15 protein-coding genes and 1 pseudogene are annotated in these 22,634 nt (G+C 68.4%); 6 read left to right on the top strand and 10 right to left on the bottom strand.

Features of this window, described 5'->3' with window-relative positions; genetic code table 11:
* Positions 1-153 precede the first annotated feature (153 nt).
* Both AB0C62_RS37370 and AB0C62_RS37365 read right to left on the bottom strand, forming a co-directional pair.
* The gene (locus AB0C62_RS37370) at positions 154-3,348 is read right to left on the bottom strand and encodes an AAA family ATPase (RefSeq protein WP_362981007.1); all 3,195 of its coding nucleotides are present in this window, start codon (positions 3,346-3,348) and stop codon (positions 154-156) included.
* Entirely contained in the window at positions 3,345-4,667 is a 1,323-nt protein-coding gene (locus tag AB0C62_RS37365) for an exonuclease SbcCD subunit D (RefSeq protein WP_362981005.1), read from the bottom strand. The genes AB0C62_RS37370 and AB0C62_RS37365 overlap by 4 nt, the downstream gene beginning before the upstream one ends.
* A gap of 101 nt (positions 4,668-4,768) precedes the next feature.
* On the opposite strand from AB0C62_RS37365, the gene AB0C62_RS37360 reads away from it, so the two are divergent.
* The 5 genes from AB0C62_RS37360 to AB0C62_RS37340 all read left to right on the top strand — a co-directional run bounded on the left by AB0C62_RS37360 (position 4,769) and on the right by AB0C62_RS37340 (position 10,388).
* Positions 4,769-5,614: a hypothetical protein gene (locus tag AB0C62_RS37360; protein WP_362981003.1), complete on the top strand. Its 846-nt coding sequence runs from the start codon at positions 4,769-4,771 to the stop codon at positions 5,612-5,614.
* Positions 5,615-5,649: 35 nt separating this feature from the next.
* The gene (locus AB0C62_RS37355; protein ID WP_362981001.1) at positions 5,650-6,792 is read left to right on the top strand and encodes a hypothetical protein; all 1,143 of its coding nucleotides are present in this window, start codon (positions 5,650-5,652) and stop codon (positions 6,790-6,792) included.
* Complete coding sequence (locus AB0C62_RS37350) at positions 6,789-8,291, top strand: hypothetical protein (protein ID WP_362980997.1); 1,503 nt, start codon at positions 6,789-6,791, stop codon at positions 8,289-8,291. Before AB0C62_RS37355 ends, AB0C62_RS37350 begins: the two co-directional genes overlap by 4 nt.
* Positions 8,281-9,618 (top strand): AAA domain-containing protein, encoded by a 1,338-nt coding sequence (locus AB0C62_RS37345; RefSeq protein WP_362980993.1) that lies wholly within the window; start codon positions 8,281-8,283, stop codon positions 9,616-9,618. Before AB0C62_RS37350 ends, AB0C62_RS37345 begins: the two co-directional genes overlap by 11 nt.
* Positions 9,619-9,770: 152 nt before the next feature.
* Positions 9,771-10,388 carry a hypothetical protein gene (locus AB0C62_RS37340; protein WP_362980991.1) on the top strand — a complete coding sequence of 206 codons (618 nt, stop codon included), beginning with the start codon at positions 9,771-9,773 and terminating at the stop codon, positions 10,386-10,388.
* A gap of 401 nt (positions 10,389-10,789) precedes the next feature.
* Here the strand turns inward: AB0C62_RS37340 and AB0C62_RS37335 are convergent, their stop codons facing one another.
* Positions 10,790-12,748, bottom strand: a complete 1,959-nt coding sequence (locus tag AB0C62_RS37335) for a hypothetical protein (RefSeq protein WP_362980989.1) — start codon at positions 12,746-12,748, stop codon at positions 10,790-10,792.
* 1,238 nt (positions 12,749-13,986) lie between these two features.
* Here AB0C62_RS37335 and AB0C62_RS37330 point away from each other — a divergent pair.
* Positions 13,987-14,861: pseudogene (locus AB0C62_RS37330) on the top strand (Ku protein).
* Positions 14,862-15,381: 520 nt separating this feature from the next.
* On the opposite strand, the gene AB0C62_RS37325 reads toward AB0C62_RS37330, so the two are convergent.
* The 7 genes from AB0C62_RS37325 to AB0C62_RS37295 form a co-directional block, all read right to left on the bottom strand.
* On the bottom strand, positions 15,382-16,587 hold the full coding sequence (locus AB0C62_RS37325; RefSeq protein WP_362980987.1) for a recombinase family protein: 1,206 nt from the start codon (positions 16,585-16,587) through the stop codon (positions 15,382-15,384).
* A gap of 480 nt (positions 16,588-17,067) precedes the next feature.
* A complete protein-coding gene (locus AB0C62_RS37320) occupies positions 17,068-17,586 on the bottom strand; it encodes a hypothetical protein (protein WP_362980985.1) in 519 nt (172 codons plus the stop codon).
* Between the two features lie 793 nt (positions 17,587-18,379).
* Entirely contained in the window at positions 18,380-18,979 is a 600-nt protein-coding gene (locus AB0C62_RS37315; RefSeq protein WP_362980983.1) for a hypothetical protein, read from the bottom strand.
* Positions 18,980-19,334: 355 nt separating this feature from the next.
* Positions 19,335-20,801, bottom strand: a complete 1,467-nt coding sequence (locus tag AB0C62_RS37310) for a UvrD-helicase domain-containing protein (protein WP_362981028.1) — start codon at positions 20,799-20,801, stop codon at positions 19,335-19,337.
* Positions 20,798-21,274 carry a hypothetical protein gene (locus AB0C62_RS37305; RefSeq protein ID WP_362980981.1) on the bottom strand — a complete coding sequence of 159 codons (477 nt, stop codon included), beginning with the start codon at positions 21,272-21,274 and terminating at the stop codon, positions 20,798-20,800. Before AB0C62_RS37305 ends, AB0C62_RS37310 begins: the two co-directional genes overlap by 4 nt.
* Before the next feature lie 2 nt (positions 21,275-21,276).
* Complete coding sequence (locus AB0C62_RS37300) at positions 21,277-22,137, bottom strand: DUF6083 domain-containing protein (RefSeq protein WP_362980979.1); 861 nt, start codon at positions 22,135-22,137, stop codon at positions 21,277-21,279.
* A 168-nt stretch (positions 22,138-22,305) separates the two neighbouring features.
* A complete protein-coding gene (locus AB0C62_RS37295; RefSeq protein ID WP_362980977.1) occupies positions 22,306-22,569 on the bottom strand; it encodes a helix-turn-helix transcriptional regulator in 264 nt (87 codons plus the stop codon).
* Positions 22,570-22,634 lie beyond the last annotated feature (65 nt).

The raw sequence follows: 22,634 nt of genomic DNA, 5'->3' as shown, positions 1-22,634 counted from the left end.
GTCTCGGCCGCGAAATCCCGCTTCAGACATCCAGTTCCCTTCCCGCCCCTTGAACTGCCGTCACGACGATCAAATTTGAGGGTGGCGTGTCGGGGTGTCCGCGGGCTAGAGGGCCTTTGCGTGGGTTCACGCGCCCCGGCCCGTCCGGCACCGCTACTGCGTCAGGGTCTGCAGGCCGCTGGCCAGGTCGGCTTGCACGAGGTCGTCGCGCTCGGCCGGGGTCAGCCAGCGCGTGCTGGACCCGGTGGTCCCTCGTTCCACCCACAGCACCGCATCGACGGCCTCGGCGACGGCGTGCAGATGGCTGATCACCATGACGAGGCGGTCGCCGCCGGCCCGGGCGCGCAGCACCTCCAGGGCCGAGTCCAGTGCGGCCGAGTCCAGTGCTGCGAAGCCTTCGTCGAGGAACAGCGAGCCCAGGCTCGAGCCGCTGCGGGAGTGCAGTTCGGCCAGCGCCAGCGCCAGGGCGAGCGAGGCCTGGAATTTCTCTCCTCCGGACAGCCGGTTCGGGGGGTGGTTGACCCCTGAAGTGCGGCTGATGATGTCGAAGTTGTCGGCGAAGCCGAACCGGTCGTCGGACATCTGGCCGAGCAGGTCACTGGCGACGTCACGCAGTGCGCTGGTGCGCAGCGTCGTGAGATGGGCCAGGAACTTGGCGTCGACCAGTTCCCGGCGCAGTACGTCCAACGCTTGGGCCCGGGCGGTGCCGACGGTGACGGCGAGGTCGAGGTCGGCGGCCGGTTTGATCATGTCTTGTGCGGTTCGTTGCTTGTACCGCTGGTCCGTGGCCTCCATGCCCGCCTGGGCAGCGGCCGCGACGAGGGGGTGCAGGGCATCTGCTGCCGTCAGGTCGGTGGCGGCGTCAAACCCATCGACGTCGTCGAGTGCGGACGTCTGTTCTCGCAGGCTTGCCGTCGCAGCCGCTGCGTGCTGGGCGGCGGCGTCAGCGTGCTCGGCGAGCCTGTCGGTCAACGACGCAGTGACCATGGCCAGTTCGGCGGCAAACCGTCGGATGGCGGGAATCCCGGGTGTGGCGGGGGCCTGCGGCGCGGGGCATGCCTCGGCTGCATCGAGGTGGGTGACCGCGTCGGCGACGGCTTGGGCCCAGGCGTCCAGGTTGCCGCGCAGCTCGTTCAGCGGGCGGTCTACGTCGGTGCGGGCCTCCTCGTCCAGGGCGCGCTGCCGGCCGAGCACGGCGTTCTTCTCCTGCCGTGCGGCTTCCCGCTGGTCGGACAGCTCCTGGAGTGCGGTCTGCCGGGCGGCCACGGCCTCGAGTGCGGTGGCCGCCGCATCGGCAGTCACCTCGATCGCATCATGGGGCAGCATGGCCCGGATCCGCAGGGGCAGCGCGGCCAGGGCGAGGGTGGTCTTGGCCGCGGCGCGGGTGTGTGCCGAAAGAGCGGTCTGGTGGCCGTCGACGGCGCGTCGGTGGGATTTCTTGCGCTCGTTGAGCGTCGCGCGGTCCATGTCGATCCGGGCGGTGCGGCGGTGCACGTCGGTTCGCAGTTTCTCGGCTTCGGCTTCGGCCGCGTCTTCGCATGCGGTGAGCGCGTCGGTGATCGGTGCGATGTCCCGCTCGAGGAGCTCCTCGTGGTGTGCGGAGCCGTCGGCGGCAGGAGTGACCCGGGCAGCGGTGACGGTGGTCAGTGTCGCCACCGCCGCCGCGTCGTCGAAGTGGCCGGCGGGGGCCGTGGTCGCGAGATCACTGAAGGCGCTCCTGGCCGTCGCCGCGGTCTCGCGTGCAGCCTGGTGCGCCGTGTCGTGCTCCGTGTCCCGGTCGCGGATGGCTGTTTCGGCCGCCGCCGTGTCGGCGTGGGCCCGGGCGAGCTGGTTGGTGGCGTTCTTCTGGGCACGGTTCGCGTGGGTAAGTCGGTTTCTTGCCTCGGTCAGTTCGGCGGAATCTGTCCCGGGTGCCGGTACGAAGCCGTCCGGGAGTCGCCGCAGGCAGACGGGGCAGTCGTCGCCGCCGTGCAGGTCGGCGCCGATCGCGGCGGCCTGGTCGCGTTGCTGCAGCGTTTCCACGCCCTCCTGAGCGGCGTCTCGGTTCCTTTCGGCTTCGGCGTATGCCTCTTGCAGCTCGCCGCACCGTTCGAGAGCGGCCTGATGCCGGCTCGTCGCGGTGCTCTGGCCGCGGACAGCGTCGGCAAGTCGGCTGGCTGCAGCGAGGGCCGCAGCCAGATAGGTGCGGGCATCGGCGGCCTGCTGGCGCACTTTCTTGGCCGTTTGGGCGGCGGCACGTGCCTTGTGCGCCGACGGTTCCATTTGTGCGGCGCGTTCGGCGAGTTCTTCTTCGGTACGGGCGATGGCCGCGTCTTCGCTGGCGAGTTGTTCGCTCTGCTGGGCGAGCCGGTCGCGTTCGCCGCGGTGCTCCTCGGCATCCGCCGCGAGGGTTTCCAGGATCACTGCGGCCTTGCTGAGTGCGTCTTGGCCTTCGCCTTTCGCGTCCACGGTGGCAATCGCATCCGTCAGGTCGCTTTCCTGCTCCGCAGCCCGGGATGCCTGGAGGTTCAGGGTCTCACCTCGTGCGGCGATGTCGGCGGCGACCGGTTCGAGGGCCTCGAGGAGGGTGACCGCGTCGGACACGGCGCGCGCGGAGAGCGTGCGCGCAGCGGCGGTGGCCCCTGCGGTGGCGGCCTGGGCCGTGGAGGCTTCTTTCTGGAGCTGGGTGATGCGGCCGATGGCCGCGTTGAGGCGCTCGGCGCGGTTTTCGGCCTGTACGGCGGCCGCCCCGGCTTGATCGGCGGCCTGCTCGGGGTCGTCCGGCATGGCCTCGCGCTTGGTCTTGGCGACCGCCAGGAGGCCGTTGAGCGTCTCGCGCTGGCGGGCAGCGGTCCGCTGGATGGCTTCCAGTGACTCGGCGCCGAACAGTTCCCGCAGCAGTTTGGCGCGTTCTTTGGGGGCCGCGATGAGGAGCTGGTCGAACTTGCCCTGCGGCAACAGCCCCACGCGCAGGAACGTCTCGTAGCTCATCTGCAGCACCGCTTCGAGGCGGTTGTCGACGGGACCGGCGTTGTCGGTCTCCTCGCCGGTGTCAAGGTTCCTCAGGTGGTGCCGGCCGGCGTTCGGGCTGGTGGCGTGCATGGTGCGGTGGACGTGCCAGCGTTGTCCTTCGTGCAGGAAGGTGAGGTCCACGCTCATGGTTTGGGCACCGTCGGCGATGAGCTGTCCGGGCTTTGTGGCGCTCCAGGAACTCTTGCGGAACAGGGCATAGCTGATGCCGTCGAGGAGACTGCTTTTGCCGGCTCCGGTGTCACCGACGACGCCGACCAGGCCTGTTCCGGTGAAGTCGACGGTGACCTGGCCGGGGTAGCTGCGGAATCCGGTGAGGGTGAGCGTCAGGGGCTTCATCGCGTCGTCTCCGCTGCGGTGATGTCGGTGCCGGGCAGTAGGCCGGAGCGGTCTAGGCCGTCGAGCGGCCGACCGTCGATGGCCGCGGTCAGCAGGATTTCCTCGCAGCACGGTGCCGGGTCGTCGAGGTCGGGTTCGGCCTGCAGATGTGCGAGGGCGTTCATGGCACGGTCCAGGGCCGGTCCGGTGGTTCCGTGGCCGCGCAGGTAGTCGCGCAGCAACTCCTCGATGCCGGGCAATTCGGTGGGAGCCTCCTGCTGGCCTGGCACGCTCTCGGCGGCTCCGGCGCGGCGTTCGTCGACGGCGACCAGGGTTGCCCGCGGCAGCATTTTTGCCAGGGTGTCCGGCAGGTACGGGTCGGGAATCTCGACGTCCACTACCGCCTTCACCCAGGCGTCGTTGACCCTCGCGGCGCGTTGCGCGATCTCTTCCAGGGTGCCTTCCAGGCGGACCAGGCGGCGGCCGGAGGTCAGGGGAACGGGATCAATGCGGGGCGTGGCGTTGGGGCCGACCTCGGCCAGCACCACGCTCTTGGTGTCGCTGCTTTCGCCGAAGTCCATCTGCAGTGGGCTGCCGGCGTAGTGGGCCGGGTATCCGGCGCGCTGGACACGCTGGGGTTTGTGGATGTGGCCGAGGGCGCCGTAGGCGACGTTGGGCAGGTCGGCGGCGGCCGTCGCGTATTCGCTGGCGATGGAGATCTTTCGTTCCGAGTAGGAGGGAAGGGCTCCTTCGACGAACAGGTGGGCGGCGAAGACCAGGACGTCGCGGGCGTCGCGTCCTGCGGCGAGGCGGCGGTAGACGTCGGCCTGAACGGTGCGCAGTCGCTCGGCGTAGGTCGCGGTTGTCAGGGCGGGGTCGGTGAAGTCGTAGGCGAACCGGTTTGGGTGCAGGTACGGCAGCGCGCCGATGCGCAGCGTCAACTCCCCTTCCTGGGCTGGGTAGTCGGCCACCAGCAGGCCGCCGGGGCGGGCGTCGGTGGCGAAGCGGACCCGGGCCTGTTCGCATGTGCCGACGTCTGTGCCGTTCAGGATGAATTCCAGGAATGCCAGGACGTTGCGGGTGTCGTGGTTGCCTGCGACGACGACAACGGGAGCGATCTCACCGAGGCGGCGCAGGGCCTGTGCGGCGCGGCGGAGGTCGTCCAGTCCCGGCCGGGAGGAATCGAACAGGTCGCCGCTGTGCACGATCAGGTCGGGGGCGAAGTCGTCGGCGATGTCGATGATCTCATCCAGGACGGCGTCGACTTCAGTGTCGCGTCGATGGCGGCCGAGCGGTTTTCCCAGGTGCCAGTCGGAGGTGTGGAAGATGCGTCCCGTCACGGGTGTCTCCAGGAGGGCCGGGTGGGCTTCGATGGCGCCGACTGTACACGGGAACACAGGAAGAAGACTGGAAACTCTGGAACTCTGGTAACGTCTGTGGCATGAGTGATCCTCTGGACGCCCTGGAGAAGAGCATCAGCAGCCTGCGCCGTGCGATCCGCGCCGCTTCTGCCGCAGGCGACAGCGAGCGCGCCAGCGACCTACGGGCGCAGCTCCGCCGTACCGAGCGGGCCTGGGACGCCCTGATCGACATCGGGGACCCGGTACCCGCGCCCCCGATGCGCACTGTGGCAGGAGTACCGCCGGCGGCGTTCGGATCGCAGCTTCCGGCACGTGAGCACGTCCACCGGGCCCTGGTGCTGCTCGGGACGCCGGCCGCTCCCAAGCTGATCGTGGGTGTGCACGAGGCGTTCTTCCTGGGTGAGTTGTCGGCGTCCAAACTGTCCAGCCTGCGCCGAGATGAGATGCGTTCCTACGAGTCCAGCCCCGGGGCGCGCCCGTACTATCTCTGCCCGGCGCTGGCACACGACCTGCTGACGCCGGTGCGAGCGCTCGTCACCATCAGTACCTGGACGCTGGAACAGCGCATCATCGGCCCGCTGTCCCCGCGTGTCGACTTCCTCACTGGCGCCATCCGCATCGCTGAGGCGGTCCACACCTCCGCGACGTCCACGGGAAGCGAGCCCCGCCCGGCGGCGCTGCGGCTGTTGTGGCGCTTCGCAACGAACATCCCCGACGCAATTCCGAGGGGCGTCCCCGAGAACGAGAGCGCCTTGGACCCGCAGCAGGTGATCGCCGCCGCCCAAGCCGAGCTGGACGTGCACCTCGCCGCCGACCGGGCCACCCGGGCCGAGGCCTCACGGCAGGCCCGCACATCGCTGGGCGAGGCCCAGCAACTGTTCGGCGCACCCCCGCAGAACGTCACATTGCTGCGGGCTCGGGCCTGATACCCCGTCCCCTCCCCCGCAAGGATCTCTACCACGTGAAAGCACACGTCGACGACCGTCTGAACGGGCTGCGCGGATCCGGACCACGGCGGCCCTATAGCGCCCGGTCGCTGGCCGCCCTGGAGAACAACCCGCGCTGCACGCTGCGCGCCCTGCTGGACGCCTCCGGGTCCGACAAGGCCGCGATCGCCGCGCGCACCGGCTACTCGTCCCCCTTCGGCCAATCCTCCTTCGCCTTCGCCCGCGGCAATGCTTTCGAGGCGATGGTGAAGGACAACGGGTGCGCGGAACTCCTGCGTGTCCTGCGCGAGACCCTGGGCCTGACCTTGCCCGAGGTGGCGTACCTGGACCTGAACGAGGTCGGCGGCGCCGGCGACAACAAAACCCGTAGGAATCACACCGCCCAGGTCCTGCTGCAGGCGGCCCGGGGAACCGGTGACGGCACCCTGTTTGACCACCCGATGCTGCACCTCCAGGTCGGCGGCGAGGACGCGTTCCTGGAGCCGGACCTGGTCGCCTTCCGTATCGACGGCCGTTTCTACGTCGTCGAGATCAAGAGCTTCCCGATCATCGACGGGCAGGCCGCCCCGATGCAGGTGCGGGCGGCGACGACGCAGGCGTGCGCGTACATCATCGCGTTGCGTGCTCTCCTCGCGAAGGAGGGGATCGGCCCGGAGGCCGTAGCCGGGACTGTCGTGCTGGTCGCGCCGAAGGACTTCACCAACCGGCCGACCGCGGCGTTCGTGGACGCTCGCAAGCAGGTCGCCGCCCTGACCCGCCAGCTGGCCCGCATCGAGCGTGTCAGCGACCTCGTGGACCTGCTGCCCGAGGGTCTGACCTTCGACCTCGATCTTGACAAGGACCGGCGGCCCCAACGCCCGACCGAAGAACTGGTCGCGGCCGTGGAGAAGGTGCCCGCGACGTACCGCCCGGACTGCCTCAACCACTGCGAGATGGCCTTCTTCTGCCGCGCCCGCGCCCGGGCGGATGCCTCCCTTGACGTACTCGGCCCTGCGGTACGCGAGCAGCTCGGCGGGATCGACACCACGACGATGGCCCTGGGACTGGCCCGGGGGCAGCTGACGCCGACCGCGGACCAGAGCGACACGGCCGCCGCGCTGCGGCACGCCGCCCGGCTGCGTGCTGAGTTGACCGCAATGTACGGGGGTGCCGCATGAGCATGCTGTCGGCTATGGCGCACGTGGAGGCGATGGACTCCATGGCGGCGGTGCCCCGGACCGTATTCCGCCACCACCGCCTGTCGGACCGTCCGCTGGTCATCATTCCGCTGACGATGGCCGGGGAGGCCGGGGCCCCGCTGGCGGCCATGGTCGGCACCGCCAAGAGGGACATGACCCTGCTGGTTGTGCCCCAGCCCCGCAACCGGGACCAGAGGTTCGCGTTCGCCGCCGAGCTGGGCCGGGCCGTGATGGACTATATCGACTCCTACCGCCAGGACCGCCGCGGCGAAGGCGATCGGTCCCGGTACACCGACGTGCCGCAGATCCTCGTCCCCAACCACGGCGGCATCAAGGCTCTCGCCGACCTCGGGCGCATGTGCCGTTTCCGCTCGACGTCCGGCACCTACGCCGTGCCGGACGTCGTCCCCGAGTTCGGCATGTGGCTGACCTTCCTGGTCGACACGGCCGAGATCGCTGGCAGCTCCATGCTGTTGCCTCTCACCGCGATGCTCACCGAACACTGGGCAACCGGTCAAAGCTCGCTGGAGGACCAGAACCTGGCCTCACTCATGGCGTGGATCGCCCCTCCGCCCGGAGTGAGCGTCGCCCAGGCTCTGGAAGAGGCGGAGAACCCGGACGTCTGCCCGCCGGCGGGGCCGACGACCTCCCCGGAGTTCGACAACCGCGACCTGGCGCCCGCGATCAAGCGGTTCGACACCGCCCACGCACTCGGCGATCCGCACGCGCTGGCCGCCGCCCAAACCGAGCTGACCGAGCTGATCGCCGAACAGACCAAGCCCACCTGGCGCCTGATATGGAAGGCCGTCTCGATACTGCGGTCCGTTCCCGACGCACCCCAGAACGCCGCGCGCGTCGACCGCGATTGCCGACTCTTCACCAGCTACTCCGACTACCGGGACGACGGCGGCCTCCCGCAACGCAAGCGGGACACCGCGATCAGCGCGGCACGGCGCCTGAGCCAACTGGAGAGTGCACTGGCCGACTTCGAGGCCGCCGTAGCGTTCGATGACCCGTTCGTGCTCGCCGACCGGCGCAGCGGTGGGGAGGCCTTCGCCGGAACGGTCGTGGCGAGCGAGCCCGACCGGGTCGTGGTCAAGAACAGGCCGGTGCCACGTCCGCACGTCACGGTCCGCACGAGCGACCCCCTGCGTCTGGCCGCCGGTACCAAGTTGATCAGTCCGTCCATGCCGAAAGGCCACAAGGCCGTCATCGTCTCCGTCCTTCCCGACGGCGACACGACCCTCGTCACGGTGGAGGTCACCGCTGGCATGGGACGCGCCCGCACCCCCAAGTCAGGATCCGTACCGGTCTTGGACCAGGACATCGCCTACCTTCCCGATCCGGGCTGGCGCCCGAAGCCGAACTTCCCGGACCCCGATCACACCCCGTGGACGCACAGCGCCGCCCCGGACGGACCTGACGCCCCAGCCGTACCCGAGAACGCCGCCGCAGAGGAGTGGGGACATGAGGACTGACAGCACCACCGCCCCAGCCGCGGCGAGCGCCGCCACCGCGGCAATCCTGGCCGACCTGGCCGAGACCCGTCACCAAGCCGTCGTCGTCGACTCCCCGCCCGGCGCCGGGAAGAGCACCCTCGTGGTCCGCGCCGCCCAGGAGCTCACTGCAGGCGGCGAGCGCCCGATCATCGTCGCCCAGACCAACAACCAGGTCGACGATCTGATCGAGCGACTCGCCAACACCCATCCCGGCATCTCCCTCGGCCGCCTGAGCGCTGGCGATTACAGCCCGCCCACAGCCCTGAGCGCACTGACGAACACCACCATCGGACGCACCCTGGACGACCTGACCGGCTGCCAGATCATCGTCGGCACCGCCGCTAAGTGGGCCACCATCCGTGACAGCACGTTCGGCTGGGCAATCCTGGACGAGGCCTACCAGATGCGTTCGGACATGCTGCTGCAGATCGTCGAGCGCTTCGACCACGGCCTGTTCGTCGGCGATCCGGGCCAGCTGGACCCGTTCACGATCGTCGGCACGGAACGCTGGATTGGGCTGCCGCACGACCCGACGCAAAACGGTGTCAGCGTCATGCTGGAGCACAATCCCCACATCCCCGTGCACCGGCTGCCGGTGTCCTGGCGCCTGCCGGCCTCCGCCGCCCCCACGATCGCCGAGGCCTTCTACCCCTTCACCAACTTCACCGCCGGCACCGATGCCGGCACCCGCTCCCTGGAGTTCAGCACCACAAGATTCGGCAGCACCCGCCTCGACGAGACCCTCGCCACAGCCTTCAGCACGGGCTGGGCCCTGCACGAACTGCCCCGCCGCCATGTCCCGCGCACTGACACCGAAACCATCCAGACAGCCGCGGACCTCGCCGACCGGCTGCTATCCCGAGGCGCGGTCGGTACCTGCGAACGCAACCCCGACGGCCATGACCTGTCCGCCGGGGACATCGCCATCGGCGTTGTCCACCGCGATCAGGCCGATCTAGTCCGCGCAGCCCTCGTCCGCACCGGCAACCCCAGCGCGACGGGCGTGGCGGTCGACACCGCAAACCGACTACAGGGCCGCGAGTTCGAAGTCGTCATCGTCGTCCACCCGCTGTCCGGCCGCCGCGACGCCACCGCGTTCCATCTCGAGGCCGGACGGCTGTGTGTCCTCGCCTCCCGCCACCGTCAGGCATGCATCGTCGTCGCCCGTGAAGGCATCGCCGATCTCCTCGACAGCCACCCCTCCACCGACCCCGTCCATCTGTCCGTGCCAGCCAAGTTCCCCGACGGCTGGGAAGCCAACCACGTCATGCTGGCCAAGCTCGCCCAGCACCGCATCGCCGCGTGACCCTGCATCTCCGTTCTCGCCGCGCTGGGCGGCAGCCTGCTGGCCCTGCTAAAAGACGGGCTGTACGACGCCAGCAGGGGACAGAAGATCGGCGTCATCAACGCTTTCTGCCACAACCAACGAAACAACACATGCCCCGCATGGATGCATCCGTGATCGACCCTGAAGACCGCGAGCAGCAGGCGGACGTCACGCGCCGCTTGCTGTACTTCCTGAACGCTCCGGTGGCCGAGTATTGCCGCCTGCGCGGCGTGCTGCCCGCACCCGGCGCCGTACGCATCGCCATCCGTGCCGGGGACGATGAGAACGCCCGGGGCTTCCTCTACGAGATCCCCAACGACATAGTCACCCCGTACAACGTTCCTGGCCTGCTGCGTACGGTCCTGAGCGGACCTCAGCTCTACAGCAGCAGCGATGTGAATGAGGTCATGGGGATGACGCTCATTCGCCTCCGCCCGGAGGACATCACGCCGGACCCGGAACCCGAACAGGGCCGAGCGCTCACCGTCGTGCAGGCACTGTCGGGCCCTGGCAACGACGAAAACCCCTTCCTGATCGGCTTCCTGATGCACGGCGACGGGCTGCTGCGCCTGTACGTACAGCGCACCGACCGGCCCGGCATCATCGGCGCCGACATCCGCCTCACCGAGACCCCCGCCACCGCGCTCATCGCTTCAATATCCTCCCTCGTCGAGGAAGAGCAGTACCGGCAGCTGGCGCCGGACGACGACCCGCACTGCGATCTCCTCGTCGATCTGACCAACTGGTAGGCCCGTACGGTGTGCCGGCCGTCTGCACTCAGCGCGGCCCTCAGCCGTCGCCCAAGCCTGTCGGCAGCCACCGATCTCGCCGAGGTGCAGGTTCACGCTCATCGCGCCCACGAGACCAACGTAGACCTGCGATTCCGCGCCGATCCCGGCTTCCGAGTGCACCGTCAGCCATGCGCTTGCCGCACGGGGACGCGAACGTATGATGTAGCGATCAGGGCCGAAGCACGACAGGTGCGGCGATTCGCCATCGCGTCGGCCCACAGGGAGAAGTTGGGGTTCAAGTCCCCAGCGCCTTAGGGCGTCTCGTCCAATTGGTTAGGGCACTCCCGTTCTCCGTCCCGTTGCCGGATCAACGATCCGGCAACGGGACGGAGGACACTTTCCCCTCCCGCTCGGCCGCATCACGCCGCTCGAGTCCGGTCCCATCCCGTGGAAGTGGGACTCGTGAGCCGGGCCACAGTCCACCCCTCCCGGCTACCGCCGCGCAGCCTACTCAGGACCTCTTCCTGACGCTGCGCCAGGTGACCGATGACGCGGATCGCCGGCAAAGCGACGTGTTCCGGGGCGGCCTTGTCCTCGTGCTGGAACCAGTTGCCGAGGAACTCCAGTGTCATGTCCACCAGAGCACGACCCGAGTGGACGTCCAGGAGATCGGAAGCGGACACGAACTGACCGTCGTGCAAGGCTGTGTTCCGGATGACGTACAGCCAGTCGAGGCTCGTCTTGAACTGCTTCGCGATCTTCTCGATCCACGCGGCAAGGGAGACGGGATCGGCCAGCATGGCACGCCATTCGTGCAGCCGGACCGCAGTCTCCCCCTTGAGGAAGTCGAGGAGGTCGGCAAGAGCGTCGGCGGCTGTCTGCACTGCCGGATCCGCATCGGCGGGTGGCGACAGCGCGTCCAGCCAGTCGTCGGGCCTGCGCAGCACACCGTCGCTGCCGACCCCGGTCCGTGCGTCCAGCACTTTGAGTTGTGCCTCAGCCCTTCGTGCCCCGTCGAGCGCGACACTGCATTCGGCTGCGGCGGCCCGTGCCGCAGCCGCCTTCCTCGCCACGGTCACGGCGTGCTCGCCCGACGCCTCGCGGGCAACAGCTTCCAGCCTGTCAGCAATGGCCCGAGCGTCACGGTGTGCCGCGCGCACGGCCGCCACCTCTGCCGCCACGGCAGTACGCGTCCGCTGATGAAGGTCGACGACCTGCTGACGGACGGCCTGGAGACTCAGAGCCCGCGCCAACTTGCTCACGCTGTCGGGCTTCACCTTCACCTCCAGTGCTTCCAGCGCGGCCCAGCACAACCCTGCGGCCGTGGTGGGCGCCTCCGTCACCCGTGCGATGTGCGCGGTGCGCAGGCTTTCCCGCAGTGCGGACGGCCAGCCCATGGTCAGAGGCCGCACCGGCCGCGCCCCCAGAACGGGCACGGAAAGCCGCAGGATTCGGCGCGCGACCGGGTCGAATGCAAGCGTCTCAGGACGCAGCCGGATCTCCGACGTCCGCTGGCCCGCCACATACTGGTCGAGCAGTTCCGAGGCTCGTTGCCGACCCAGGAGCGCGGCACCACCCACGTCCCGGGCACAAACAGTGAAGGTCAGCACGACCTGGCCGCCCGCCTGCTCCCGGGACCAAGCGCGGCGCGCGTCGGACGCGTGTCTGGCCATCTCGACCAGCGCCTTCAGGTCGAACGCGCCCCGGCCCCATCCGACCACGGGATCACCCGGCAAGACCACCGAAGGCACGCAGGTCGGATCCATCAGAGCGCCCAGCCCCTCCAGCCTGGAGGTCCCTTCGACCACCACGGCCACGCGCACTTCGCGCTTCGCAGGGAGCAACACCCCAGACAGTTGATCGGCGTCGAGACGCCCCCTGCTCAACGCTGCGCGCACCTCGGCGTCGAGCAAGTGGTGCTGGCGGCCTTCGATCACGCACAGGGCCGCCATCTCACGCGCAAGGCTCTGCCCGGCATCCGGTGTCACGCCTCCTCGCCACACCTCCGCAAGCCCTGCAATAACCGCGGCTCGCAGGTCCGCTCGGGCAGACTGGACGAGCGTGGCCTTCGCCCGGCAGTCCGCCACACTTTCCACGCCGCCCACGCCGCCTGCTGCAATCGAGTTGAGCGCAGCCACCGCTGCATCGAGGCGGCCCGCCGGCACATGCAGACGGACCCGCTCCAGTTCTTCGAGTGCGGCCTCGACCAGACCGAACGCGAGGCTCGCGAAGGGTTGCGCCTTCACCCGGCCCGGCCGAGCCCGCGACTCCAAAGCAGAGTGCGCCCGAGCAAGCGTCACCACCCCCGTCAGCTCACAGCCGACGTGCCGAGTCAGAACCGACACAGGATCACCAGCCACCAACACGGCTTCCAGCAAAGTCCGTTGACCTCCGCTGAGCCCCGCCCTCCCACACAGGCGAATCAACTCGCCCTGAGCACTCACCAATGACATGCCCAGACCCTACAAGCCTCAGCTCAAAGCCCTCCTCTGGCGCCAGCTCCGTGTGGCGTGTGGTGCGGGGCGGGGCGGGCAAATCCCGGCCACGTGCATGCTCCGGATCTGAGCATGCCGGTCATCTCCAGACCAGCGGCGAGCTTGGGCAGCTCGGGCTACGCCCGCCATCCTGCCTCGTGCAGGCGGACGCGCAGCGCGCGGACCGCCGTGTGCAGCCTGCTCTTGACCGTGCCCTCGGGTATTTGGTTCGCTGGCGCTCCGCGCTTGCTGCCGGCCCGGGGCCCAGTGTGCAAGGCCTCAAACCAGGCGGCACAGCGGTCAGTTCTCTGACGGGATCCGAGCGGCGATCTCCCGAGCTAGCCGGTCCGCTTGCGGAGAGAGCGGATGGCTGTCTTGCGATCGTCAGCAGGAGCAGCGTTGGACTGCGGTCGTCTCCAAGGCGCCGCCCGCAGATGTCGGACCCGGCTGGAACACTGCGGACGTGAATCACGAGACCCCCGCGCGACCTCGGAATGCTTCCGCCGGCACCCTGCCGCCCAGAGCGCGCGCAGCACTCACCGGTACCGACGGGGAAGAGCTACCGCACGTCTGCACGGGTCGGCACAGCGTGCCCGACACGTCGGGCGTTCTCGCCGCGATGCTCGCTGCCGACCCAGGAGATCGGGTGAGGGCAGTGGGAAACCTGTACCAGCTGCTCCTCCATCGAAGGCGCGTGTTCCCCGCGACCGCCCCAGCCGCCCTGATCATCGCCACCCTGCTCAACGATCCACGCACCCTCGCCGTGGCCCGGTGGGAGCGCAGAGAGGGCGAGCGACCACTGCGCGCCGAACTCCTGAACTGGGTGGCCGCGTTCGCGGCTGCTGTTCGGCGAGCTCACCGCGCTGATCTGGGTGGGCCTGGCCGCTCTCTCGCTCGGCGTGCCACAGCTGTTCCGCTTCTACCAACCCTTCGGTCGCCCGCCTGGACGACGCCACAGAGCAGCTCGGGGCACCGCAGGACCTGGCCGCAGCGCGGGCAGCGCGAGCGGCGCTCCACTCGCACGTCGCACCCTTCTGCGAGGACGACGATCCACGGGTGGGAGAGGCCGCCGTCGCCGTCACGCCCTGACCTGCGACTGCTTCTAGGCTGAAGGCCTCGGGGCTTGTCGCAGAGGGTCTCCCATGCCCCGGCCCATCTGGTCCGGCGCCATCTCATTCGGCCTGGTCACCGTGACCAGGTGCATCTGGAGGACATGGGCCGGGTGCGGAGCCGCAAGATCTGCGAGCTCGAGGACCGCGAGGTAGCGCAGTCGGAGATCGGCAAGGGCTATCAGTGGGGCAAGGACACGATCATTCCGGTGCTCGACGAGGAGCTGCGGGAGATACCGCTGCCCACGGCGAAGGCCATCGAGATCGAGGCGTTCGTGCCCCTGGACTCCATCGACCCGATCCAGATCGGCGAGGGCTACTACCTGGAGCCCGACGGTCAGGTGGCGGCCAAGCCCTACACACTCCTGAGGCAGGCCCTGGAGCGCTCGTCGAAGGTGGCCGTGACGAAGTACGCCTGGAGCGGTCGCGAGCGGCTGGGTCTGCTGCGGGCCCGCGACAACGTCATCGTTCTGCACGCGATGCGCTGGTCCGACGAGATCCGCGACCCCGCCGAGCTGAAACCGGACGAGGTGGACCTCACCGATGACGAGATCGCCCAGGCGGAACAGCTCATCGACCGGCTGACCCGCGACGACCTTCAGGGCGAGGAGTTCACCGACCGGTACACGGAAGCGGTGGAGCAGCTCATCGACGCCAAACGGGAGAACCGCGAACCGCCCACGACCGAGGAGCCCGAGGCGCTGGCACAAGTCGTCAACCTGATGGCCGCGCTCAAGGAGTCCGTGGCCAAGGCCCGCAAGTCCCGAGGCGAAGACGCCACAGTCCACGACCTGCCCAAGAAGAAGATCGCAGCCAAAAAGACGACGACCGCAAAGACGGCGAAGAAGCAGCCCGCCAAGAAATCAGCCAAGAAGACGACAGGGCGGAAGCCGCGGCGCAGCGCCTGAACGTGCTCACCGCCAGCCTCACTGGCCCGGCCGTGTGCCGGACAACGGTTGTGCGTGCCTCAAGATCCCTTTGCGTAGGTCCGCGCTGTCTGCGGGCATTGGTGAGAATGCTGGGCGGCACCGTCGTTGCGCAGGGGTGGCGGCGAAGAACTTGCTGCAGCTCGTGAGACTGTCGCCGGGGAAAGGATTTGCACGGTGTTGCGGGTATGGACTCCGTGGTGCCACAGCTGCGGCTGGCGGAGCAACACGGTGATGACTACGCCGACCGTGGTGTCGACGATGCAGGCGCAGTCGAGTCGTTGGTAAGTGCGCCGCCCGGGGGGATAGCGGGGGCCGCTGCTGTAGGTCTGCTCGGGTGCGATCACGCACCGAAGGACGTCGCTTTCATGGAAGCCCAGCTCGCGGGCTCGGTGTTGTGCATGAAGAGTTAGAACGACGCCTGCCTGACGGCGGAGCCGTTCCAGCGCTCGGCGTTGGCGTTCGGGACGGCCTCGGTGGCCTCGGTTCCTCACGGGTCGGCCTACTGCTTGGAGCTCAGCAAGTCCGAGATTGTGCTGGGACTCCATTTTCCCCGGCCACTCGAGGTTGGGATCGCTTCTTCGTCGAGCTCGGCGGCAATCTCCCGGACTGAGTAGCCCTGGCTGCGCAGTTCGGTCGCTGCCTTCCGGGCGTGGGCAAGCGAACGGGTTTCCTCCACGACGGTGTTGTTGTCTCGGATCCGGAGGGCTGCGAACAGTTCGGTTCCCTCACGTAGAAGCCGGTGGCATTTCCCGGGATCGATCCGGGTGCCGTTCTCCACTACTTGCGCACCGCGGAAGAGGGCCAGGTCGTATACCGCGTTGCGCTGCATCCGTGAGGAGAAGACCGCGTCGGGCCTGGCAACGTAGAGCGTGCGGAAAATGCCGTAATCCATGACGTTCTGCATCATCTTGGGCATGCCTCGTTCCGGGTGTCCGGGGTCGATTGGGAAAACGAGGTGGTGCGGCTCGGCGAGGTCGGCGTCGAACCTCCTTGCTTCTGCTTCCGCGCCTTCATCGCCCAGTACCGCCATCACATGAAGGCTGGCTCCGGGTAGGTGCAGGCGTCCCGCTTGGCGTGAGGTGGCGCCGGACTTCTCAGGGTAGTAGTAGCGGGGATACCGCTCACCGTCGCATTTTTCCCAGAGAATTCTATCGATCCCCTGCTTCGACCACGCCGCAGGACGGTCGTATTGGTCGACATTTTCCAGGATGCCCGCAACCTTCGCCAGGGAATATCCCATCTCGTTCATGAGCTTGTGTGCCAGACGCGCGTATTCTTCAACAGTTGGCCAGTCGGGCGAGATATATGCGCGGCCCTTCTCCGGGCCGCCTGTGGCCGAGGGAAGCAGCCGGTGCCGTTCACGGGTCGCATCCCAGGCCGTTTCCCAGTCCCGAGCGTGTACACCGGCCGGCCCACGATCAGCCGTGACCGGCTCTCCCCCGATGGCGACCGAAGCCCCCGAGGCCAGAGCTTCCGCGCAGGCGACAGCCCGGGTCCTGGGGTCTTTCAGATGCTCCTCGCGTGCGATGCACACATGGTCGGCCACCCCCAGCCGGACCATGGAGATGGCTTCCTGCAACGCGATCCGCTTCATCGCTCCAGCATTGACCAGCGAACGGGCTTCCTGCCGCCGCAGCGCATGAGCGGGCAGGCTCTCTGCTCCATTCCCGGTCTTCTGTGACCCGACGGCGTAATGAATGTCCACAGATCCTCCTTGTTGTCGAACGCACCTCGCGGCCACCGTCAGGAAACAACGCCTGCGCTACGAGAGTCCGGGACGGCGTGGAAATACTGGCACCTGACGGCTCGTTCCGGCAAATATTCCGTACTGTCCGTCCGCCTCCACTATTCGGAAGGATAATTCGGGCTCATAATTTAGGACCTATTTAGCTTCCGACTTTGTTCCCAGCTTTGAGGAGGGCGCATTAGCTGGGCGGACGCGCAGAACACCACGGGACGTCCCTGCACAGAACTGCCGCGTGAGGGGCGCCGGAGGCGGTTCACTCCTGGATACGCCTGTCAACGACGAGGCTGTAGGCAGGGAGGCGGCAGAGAACCGACCTCGTTGGGGTTACCACGGCCTCGCCCCGTGGGGCCGAGCCGACCGAGCCAAGGCTGCCCGGTACTCCTGGACGGCAGACAGATGCTGAGGACATCTGTCGAGTGGGTGGCCTGTCGCGGAGTTCTACTTGCCGGCCCGTGACTTGAACCTCCATACGGCGTGCTCCAGTCCGCCCGGTTCGCACCCGAGCGCAGCGGCTGCTTCTTCGTATGCGGTGCGCAGCTCTTCGTACCCGAGGAGCCCGACACCAGCATCGACCGCGAAAGCACGCAGGTGTACGTCTACCGCGACTTGCGAACGGCCGACGAGGTTGCCGATGTAGTCCACGCTTTTCGGGCCCACTCCTTTCACCATGCGCAGAGCGGCACGATGGTCCCGGTGGTCAAGCCACGTATGGAGGTCATCACGAGTGTCGACACCTCGAGCGATCAACAGTTCGGTGATGGCGTGGGCCGTCGCGACCCTGCTGGGGGCGTTGAAGTTCATAGCGACGGCAAGGTCTTCTGCGGCGATCCGTGCCCGAAAGCCGCGGACCGTGACGGCATCGGGCCACATCCTTTGCAGCCGCAGAAGCCGCGGCAGGACAGTCGACTGGTACTTGCGCCGCGCGTGGAAGCTGGCGTCGCAGATAACGGCCCCCATGTGTATCCAGCCTCCGGGCGGGTGGAACGGGTCCTCACCCAGGACAGACCGAATGTGGGCCGCGAGCATCTGAGCAGGGCGTCGAGAAGGCATGCACTCATGGTCATGCCTGGGTCTCACGCGCGTGAGGAGATCGAGCGACAGCGAGACGGAGCTGCCACGTTGGCGGATAATCCGTTGCGCCCAATGACGCGTGGGGCAGTCTCAGCTGCCGACGGTGCGGCCCGTCTGCGCCCGCCGGCTGTCCGGAGTAACTCGGAAACCGAGCCGCCATGGCTTGTGCCCTCGGCTTCGCAGTCCGCCCACAGCCTGATCGTCGCGTTCCGATATTGCCGCCGCCAGCGCTGTTCACCATCAGCTTCTTCGTACCAAGTCGTCATTACAGAAGGGTCCAGAGCCCAGCCTGATCCGATCGCCTGCCTCCCACGGGAACGGTGGGATGCTCCGGCCGAGTGGGGTCGGCACCGTCGAGTCCAGACTTGAACCGGTAAGGGCCCCAGATGACCTGTGCTCGTCCGGTGGCACCAGGGAACGGTCGAAGTCGTCACGGATCGTGAGTCGTACTCTGAGCCGACCCAGCTGGGCAGGACCGTCAAAGCGGACATAGAGCAGGCCGTCCGACTGCTCCAGCTTCATCCTCTATCCCTCGGCGCGGTGGGAGCTGCAACCCGATGCAGCCGACAATCGTTGCGGGCGCGTCAGACGGCTGCCACGTCACTTGCTGTCGGGCGTGGTTGGCCTCGGTTGGAGCAGCCGTATGAGGCCGCCCCAACCGAACGTCCCTAGAAGCGGGTTAGGAGTAGTCGCCGTGTCCGGCCCGGCGCAAGATGTCGCGTTCCCGGCCTGTCTGAGTGTCGGGTGAGCCCTCGTGGTCGATGACGATGGTGTCGCCGGCCGGTCGGGCTCGTACCTGGGCCCCGTAGTCGTCGGTCGCTTTCACCAGGAGGACGTCCTGGCGGGCGGCGCGCCAGCTTTGGATCAGGTAGGACTCCACGACGTCGTCCGTGCTCTCGTCGACAGCCGTGTCCCTGCCGAGCGCGTGGACGCGCAACCGGTAGGGACCCGGGCCCTGGGACGCCAGCGAGGGAAGATCAGCGGGATCGTCCATCATCGGCGTCACCAGCACTTCCCCGGAGGGGGAATGGCATGACATCTCAGCGATCTCTTCCCAGCCCGGAGCAGGGTCGGGTCGCTGTGAGTGCGGTTCGACCGTGACACGGACGTTGCCGGTATGGATCCCGGTTGCCACCTCGATGACGCCGCCGACAGCGGATACGAGCCCGCTGTGGGTTGCGTCGAGGTCGTCGGCCACGGGCCCTTGCGGGTCCATGATCTGGAAGAGGTGGTACTCGGCGCGTACCAGGGCTGTTGCTCGGACCGGCTCATCGTTCACGGGGTTTCGTCTTCCGGTCTCGTCCGCCTGGGGTCTACCTGATCCATACCAGGAACCGGGCCCCGTCGAGGACGCGGTTGTAGGTGTAGAAGCCGTTGAGTGCCCGTCCCGCATCCGTGTTCTGCGTGGCGTTGATCATCCGGCGGCTGAACGGGCCGCCGCTGTAGCGGGCGCCCTGCCACGTGCTGGCGAAGGCGGAACCTACTCCTACAGCGTCAGCTTCCGGGGCACCTGCCCCCACCACCGTGGCGTGAAGTACTGGTACCGGTAGAAGAGCGGGCGACGTCCCCGAACACAGTCAGGACGGGGGCGTCGCCTGGATTCCTACTCGGACAAACCTGTCGGCGGCCGACGGTCACCTGGCGGGTCTGCCCTCTGGGTGATCGTCGATCCAGGAGAGGCCGCTCATGTCGAGGCGCTGGCGAGTGCGGGTGACGGCCACGTAGGCGAGGCGGGCTTCGCTGTTTTCGATCGGGCCTGGGATGGCCCGCCCGCTGTCATCTTTTTGGTCGCTGTCTTTGGGCGGGGTGAAGTCGTCGGCGATCCTCACGCAGGCCCATTCGCGGCCTTTGGCTTTGTGGGCGGTCGAGACCGTGACTTCGGCCGACTGTTCGGGGACGAACTGGGCTACGGCGTCGAGGATGGTTTCGGTGCCGTGGGTGTCGACGAGGTCGACCAGCGGTTGCAGGTCGCGTCCCGCCGGGTCGTGGGAGGCGTAGTCCTGTAGTTCTCCCCAGGTGGCGAAGAGGACGAGTTCCGGGTGGCTGGTGCGGCGGCCGTCTTTGAGGTCCTGGGCGGCCAGTGCCAGGGCGCGCAGGCTGTCGCCTCCGCCGACCAGTGCGACCTTGTGGCCGGCGGCGAGGAGGTTCATCGCTTGGGCCATGGCGCCGACGTTGGTGCGGCACAGCACTGCGTCGGGCCGGGTGACGGGTCCCAGGTCGGTGGGCAGGGTGTCGGTGCCGGTGAGGCGGATCGGGGCGTCGGCGATGGCGAGCCACCGGTTGGCCTCTTCTGCGAGGTGGGGGCCGAAGCGGAAGGACTGGGAGAGGGCGAGTTGGGTGCCGTCGAAGCCGGTCATGACGTCTTTGGCGCCGCGCCAGTCGTAGATGGCCTGGGCTGAGTCGCCGACCATGACGAGTTGGGCGTGGTCGCGTTGGGCGAGGAAGATCTGTTCGACGACGGGGTTGGTGTCCTGGGCTTCGTCCAGGAGCAGGAAGTCGGCGTCGATCCTGGGTTGGGTGAGGGCCCAGATCTTCAGGTAGTGGTCGTGTTCGAAGCGGACGGTGCCGTCGTCTGGGTGTTGCAGGTCAGTCCAGGCTTTGCGGGCGAACGGCACGATGTGGTCGGCGAGTTGAGCATGCAGTTTCGTGTCTTCGAGGCCGCGCAGGCGCGGGACGTGGTGGCGGGCTACGTCCGTGTCGGCGGTGTGGCAGAAGCGGGCCACGGTGCGCAGGGTGGCGTTGGCGAGGGTCTTCTGCGGCAGGTCGCGTTCGCCGATGCGGATGGCTTTGGTGATGCCGAGGGCGTGGCCCGTCTGCCAGGCGGGGCGTCGTGGGGAGTTGAGGCGGTCGGTGTAGCGGTGGCCGATGGCGGCGTAGGCCAGGGCGTGGGCGGTTTTGCAGCTGACCGTGGACGGGAAGCGGGTTTGGGCGTCCTGGGCGATGGCGCGGTTGTAGGCGAGGTAGCGGCCGCGGCGCCGGGTGGCGCGGGCGAGTTCGGCGAGTGTGGTGGTCTTGCCGGTGCCCGCCCCAGCTTGCAGGGCCAGATGCTGGCCGTCGTGGAAGGCGTCGGCGGCGGCTTGCTGTTCATCGGTGGGCTTCAGCACGGTACTCCTTCGGGGGTGTGGGTGAGAGCCCGTTCGAGAGCTGTCAGGAGATGGGGTGGGGTGGTGCCGGCGAGCAGGTGCTGGAGTGCCCGGTCGAGGCGGTCGGCTTCCTCGGTGGCATGCCGGGCCAGAGCTCGGTGGATTGCTTCCTGTACGAACAGGTGCGGCGGTCTTTCCACGTGCGCGGCGCCTGCCTCGAGCGCGGTGTACGCGGCGGGTGAGAAGGCGAGGTTGAGGAGGATCTGCCCGTTCGGGTCGGGGTAGTGCGTGGTGATCACGTCGATGGGGAGGCGTCCGCCCAGCTGGTTGCTCAGCTGTTTCAGGGCTTTGTGCGGAGTTTTGGCGCGGGCAAGGGCCAGGAGGCGGGTGGTGTCGTGGTCGGCGGCGAGCGGCATCACGCGGGCGGCCCGGCGGAGTTCGGCCGGCGTAAGGGCTCTGGTCAGCGTGACGTCCAGGGCGTGGAACGGCATGGTCATGTTCCTTCACCGTGAGTGGCCCTGGTGTGGGGCAGTCGCGTGTGCAGGTGCGCCGTGTGCAGGAGGGGGTCGAAGACCTGCCAGCCGGTTGGCGTGAGGTCTGCGGCACCGGAGGTTGCGGCGTGGACGGGGCAGCGCTGGGTTCGCCAGCGCAGCTGTTCGCTGTAGGGCAGGCGGCTCAGGTCGTAGATGGCCATTGGCGTTGCGGGGAAGGCGAGTTGGCCGCACTGCGGGGTGGCGGGCAGCAGGACCCACATGCCGCGGGGGCGGCTGGCGTCGAGCACGGGCTGGGGGCAGCGGTGGCGGTGGCGGGTCTGGGCCACGCACCGGATGGCGTCGAGGGGGGTGTCGGCGAGGTAGCGGCCCAGCAGCAGCTGCACGACGGGCAGGGCGGGTCGGTCATCGCTGGCGGCTGTCTCGCAGACAGCGTGAGGGCCTGGGGTGAACTGGCCTGTGTCGATCAGGCGGCGGGTGCGGACGGCGAGCTGGCGGCGCAGGGATTCGATGTAGGGGCCGGGTGGCGCGGTGAGGGGGTGTCTCGGGCAGAGGGCGTGGTGCGGGATGCGGCACCACGCGCTGCCGTCGCTGTGGGGGTGGGCGATGCCGCCACTCAGGTGCCAGCGGTAGGAGGCGGGGATCCGGAAGGTGTCCAGTTCCACCGGGTGCAGGGCGATGAGCTGCTGGTTGGGGCGCTGGTACCGGTCGATCCGGTGGCCGCATTGGCGGCAGCGACCGCTCTGGCCGGTGCGCAGCAGGCGGCTGGGACTCGTGGCGGCGACACGCAGGGGGCGGCGAGGATGGGTGATGCGGAGGCTGCCGTCCCAGTGACGGTGTGCAGGGGTGGGGTGGGAGCACATGCGGGGACCGTGCCAGGCGGGGCACGGGAGCAGGCAATGCGACCGTGGCTGTATCGCCCGGCTGGCCCAACCGTGCCGAACACGCCGTCTACTTGTCGACTGGGTGTTCTATCTGGCTCGCCGGTTCGGGTGATGTGTGGCGCCGTGTTCGTCGGGCCACCCGGCGAGTCAGGGGCTTTGCGTGCCGGGTGGGGTGTGGTCGGTGCAGAGGCTGCCCAGGAGGTGCTCGAGCGAGACGTCGAAGGTGTGGGCGAGGGTGTGCCAGGTGGTGAGAGTGCCGGTGGTGCGGCCGTGTTCGAGGTCGATAAGGGTGCGGCGGGCCAGGCCGCTGCGGTCCGCGAGTTGATCGAAGGTCCAGCCGCGCTCGCCCCGCAGGCGCGCGAGTTCGGTGCGCAGCGCGTTGAAGTCGGGGTCGGGCGGCAAGATCGTCACCCCACCATCCGACGGTGCAGACCCCTGCCCTGTCAGTGCAGACTTCTGCACTATCTGCCCGGGCG

Origin of the sequence: Streptomyces sp. NPDC048643, from assembly GCF_040650615.1 — a bacterium.
Classification (GTDB): domain Bacteria; phylum Actinomycetota; class Actinomycetes; order Streptomycetales; family Streptomycetaceae; genus Streptomyces.
This window is presented reverse-complemented; position numbering and strand designations above follow the sequence as displayed.

Coding starts and splice junctions, on each gene's coding strand:
- AB0C62_RS37370 (WP_362981007.1), bottom strand. CDS start 3,348: ATGAAGCCCCTGACGCTCACCCTCACCGGATTCCGCAGCTACCCCGGC.
- AB0C62_RS37360 (WP_362981003.1), top strand. CDS start 4,769: ATGAGTGATCCTCTGGACGCCCTGGAGAAGAGCATCAGCAGCCTGCGC.
- AB0C62_RS37350 (WP_362980997.1), top strand. CDS start 6,789: ATGAGCATGCTGTCGGCTATGGCGCACGTGGAGGCGATGGACTCCATG.
- AB0C62_RS37345 (WP_362980993.1), top strand. CDS start 8,281: ATGAGGACTGACAGCACCACCGCCCCAGCCGCGGCGAGCGCCGCCACC.
- AB0C62_RS37320 (WP_362980985.1), bottom strand. CDS start 17,586: ATGGGGGCCGTTATCTGCGACGCCAGCTTCCACGCGCGGCGCAAGTAC.
- AB0C62_RS37305 (WP_362980981.1), bottom strand. CDS start 21,274: ATGCCGTTCCACGCCCTGGACGTCACGCTGACCAGAGCCCTTACGCCG.
- AB0C62_RS37300 (WP_362980979.1), bottom strand. CDS start 22,137: ATGTGCTCCCACCCCACCCCTGCACACCGTCACTGGGACGGCAGCCTC.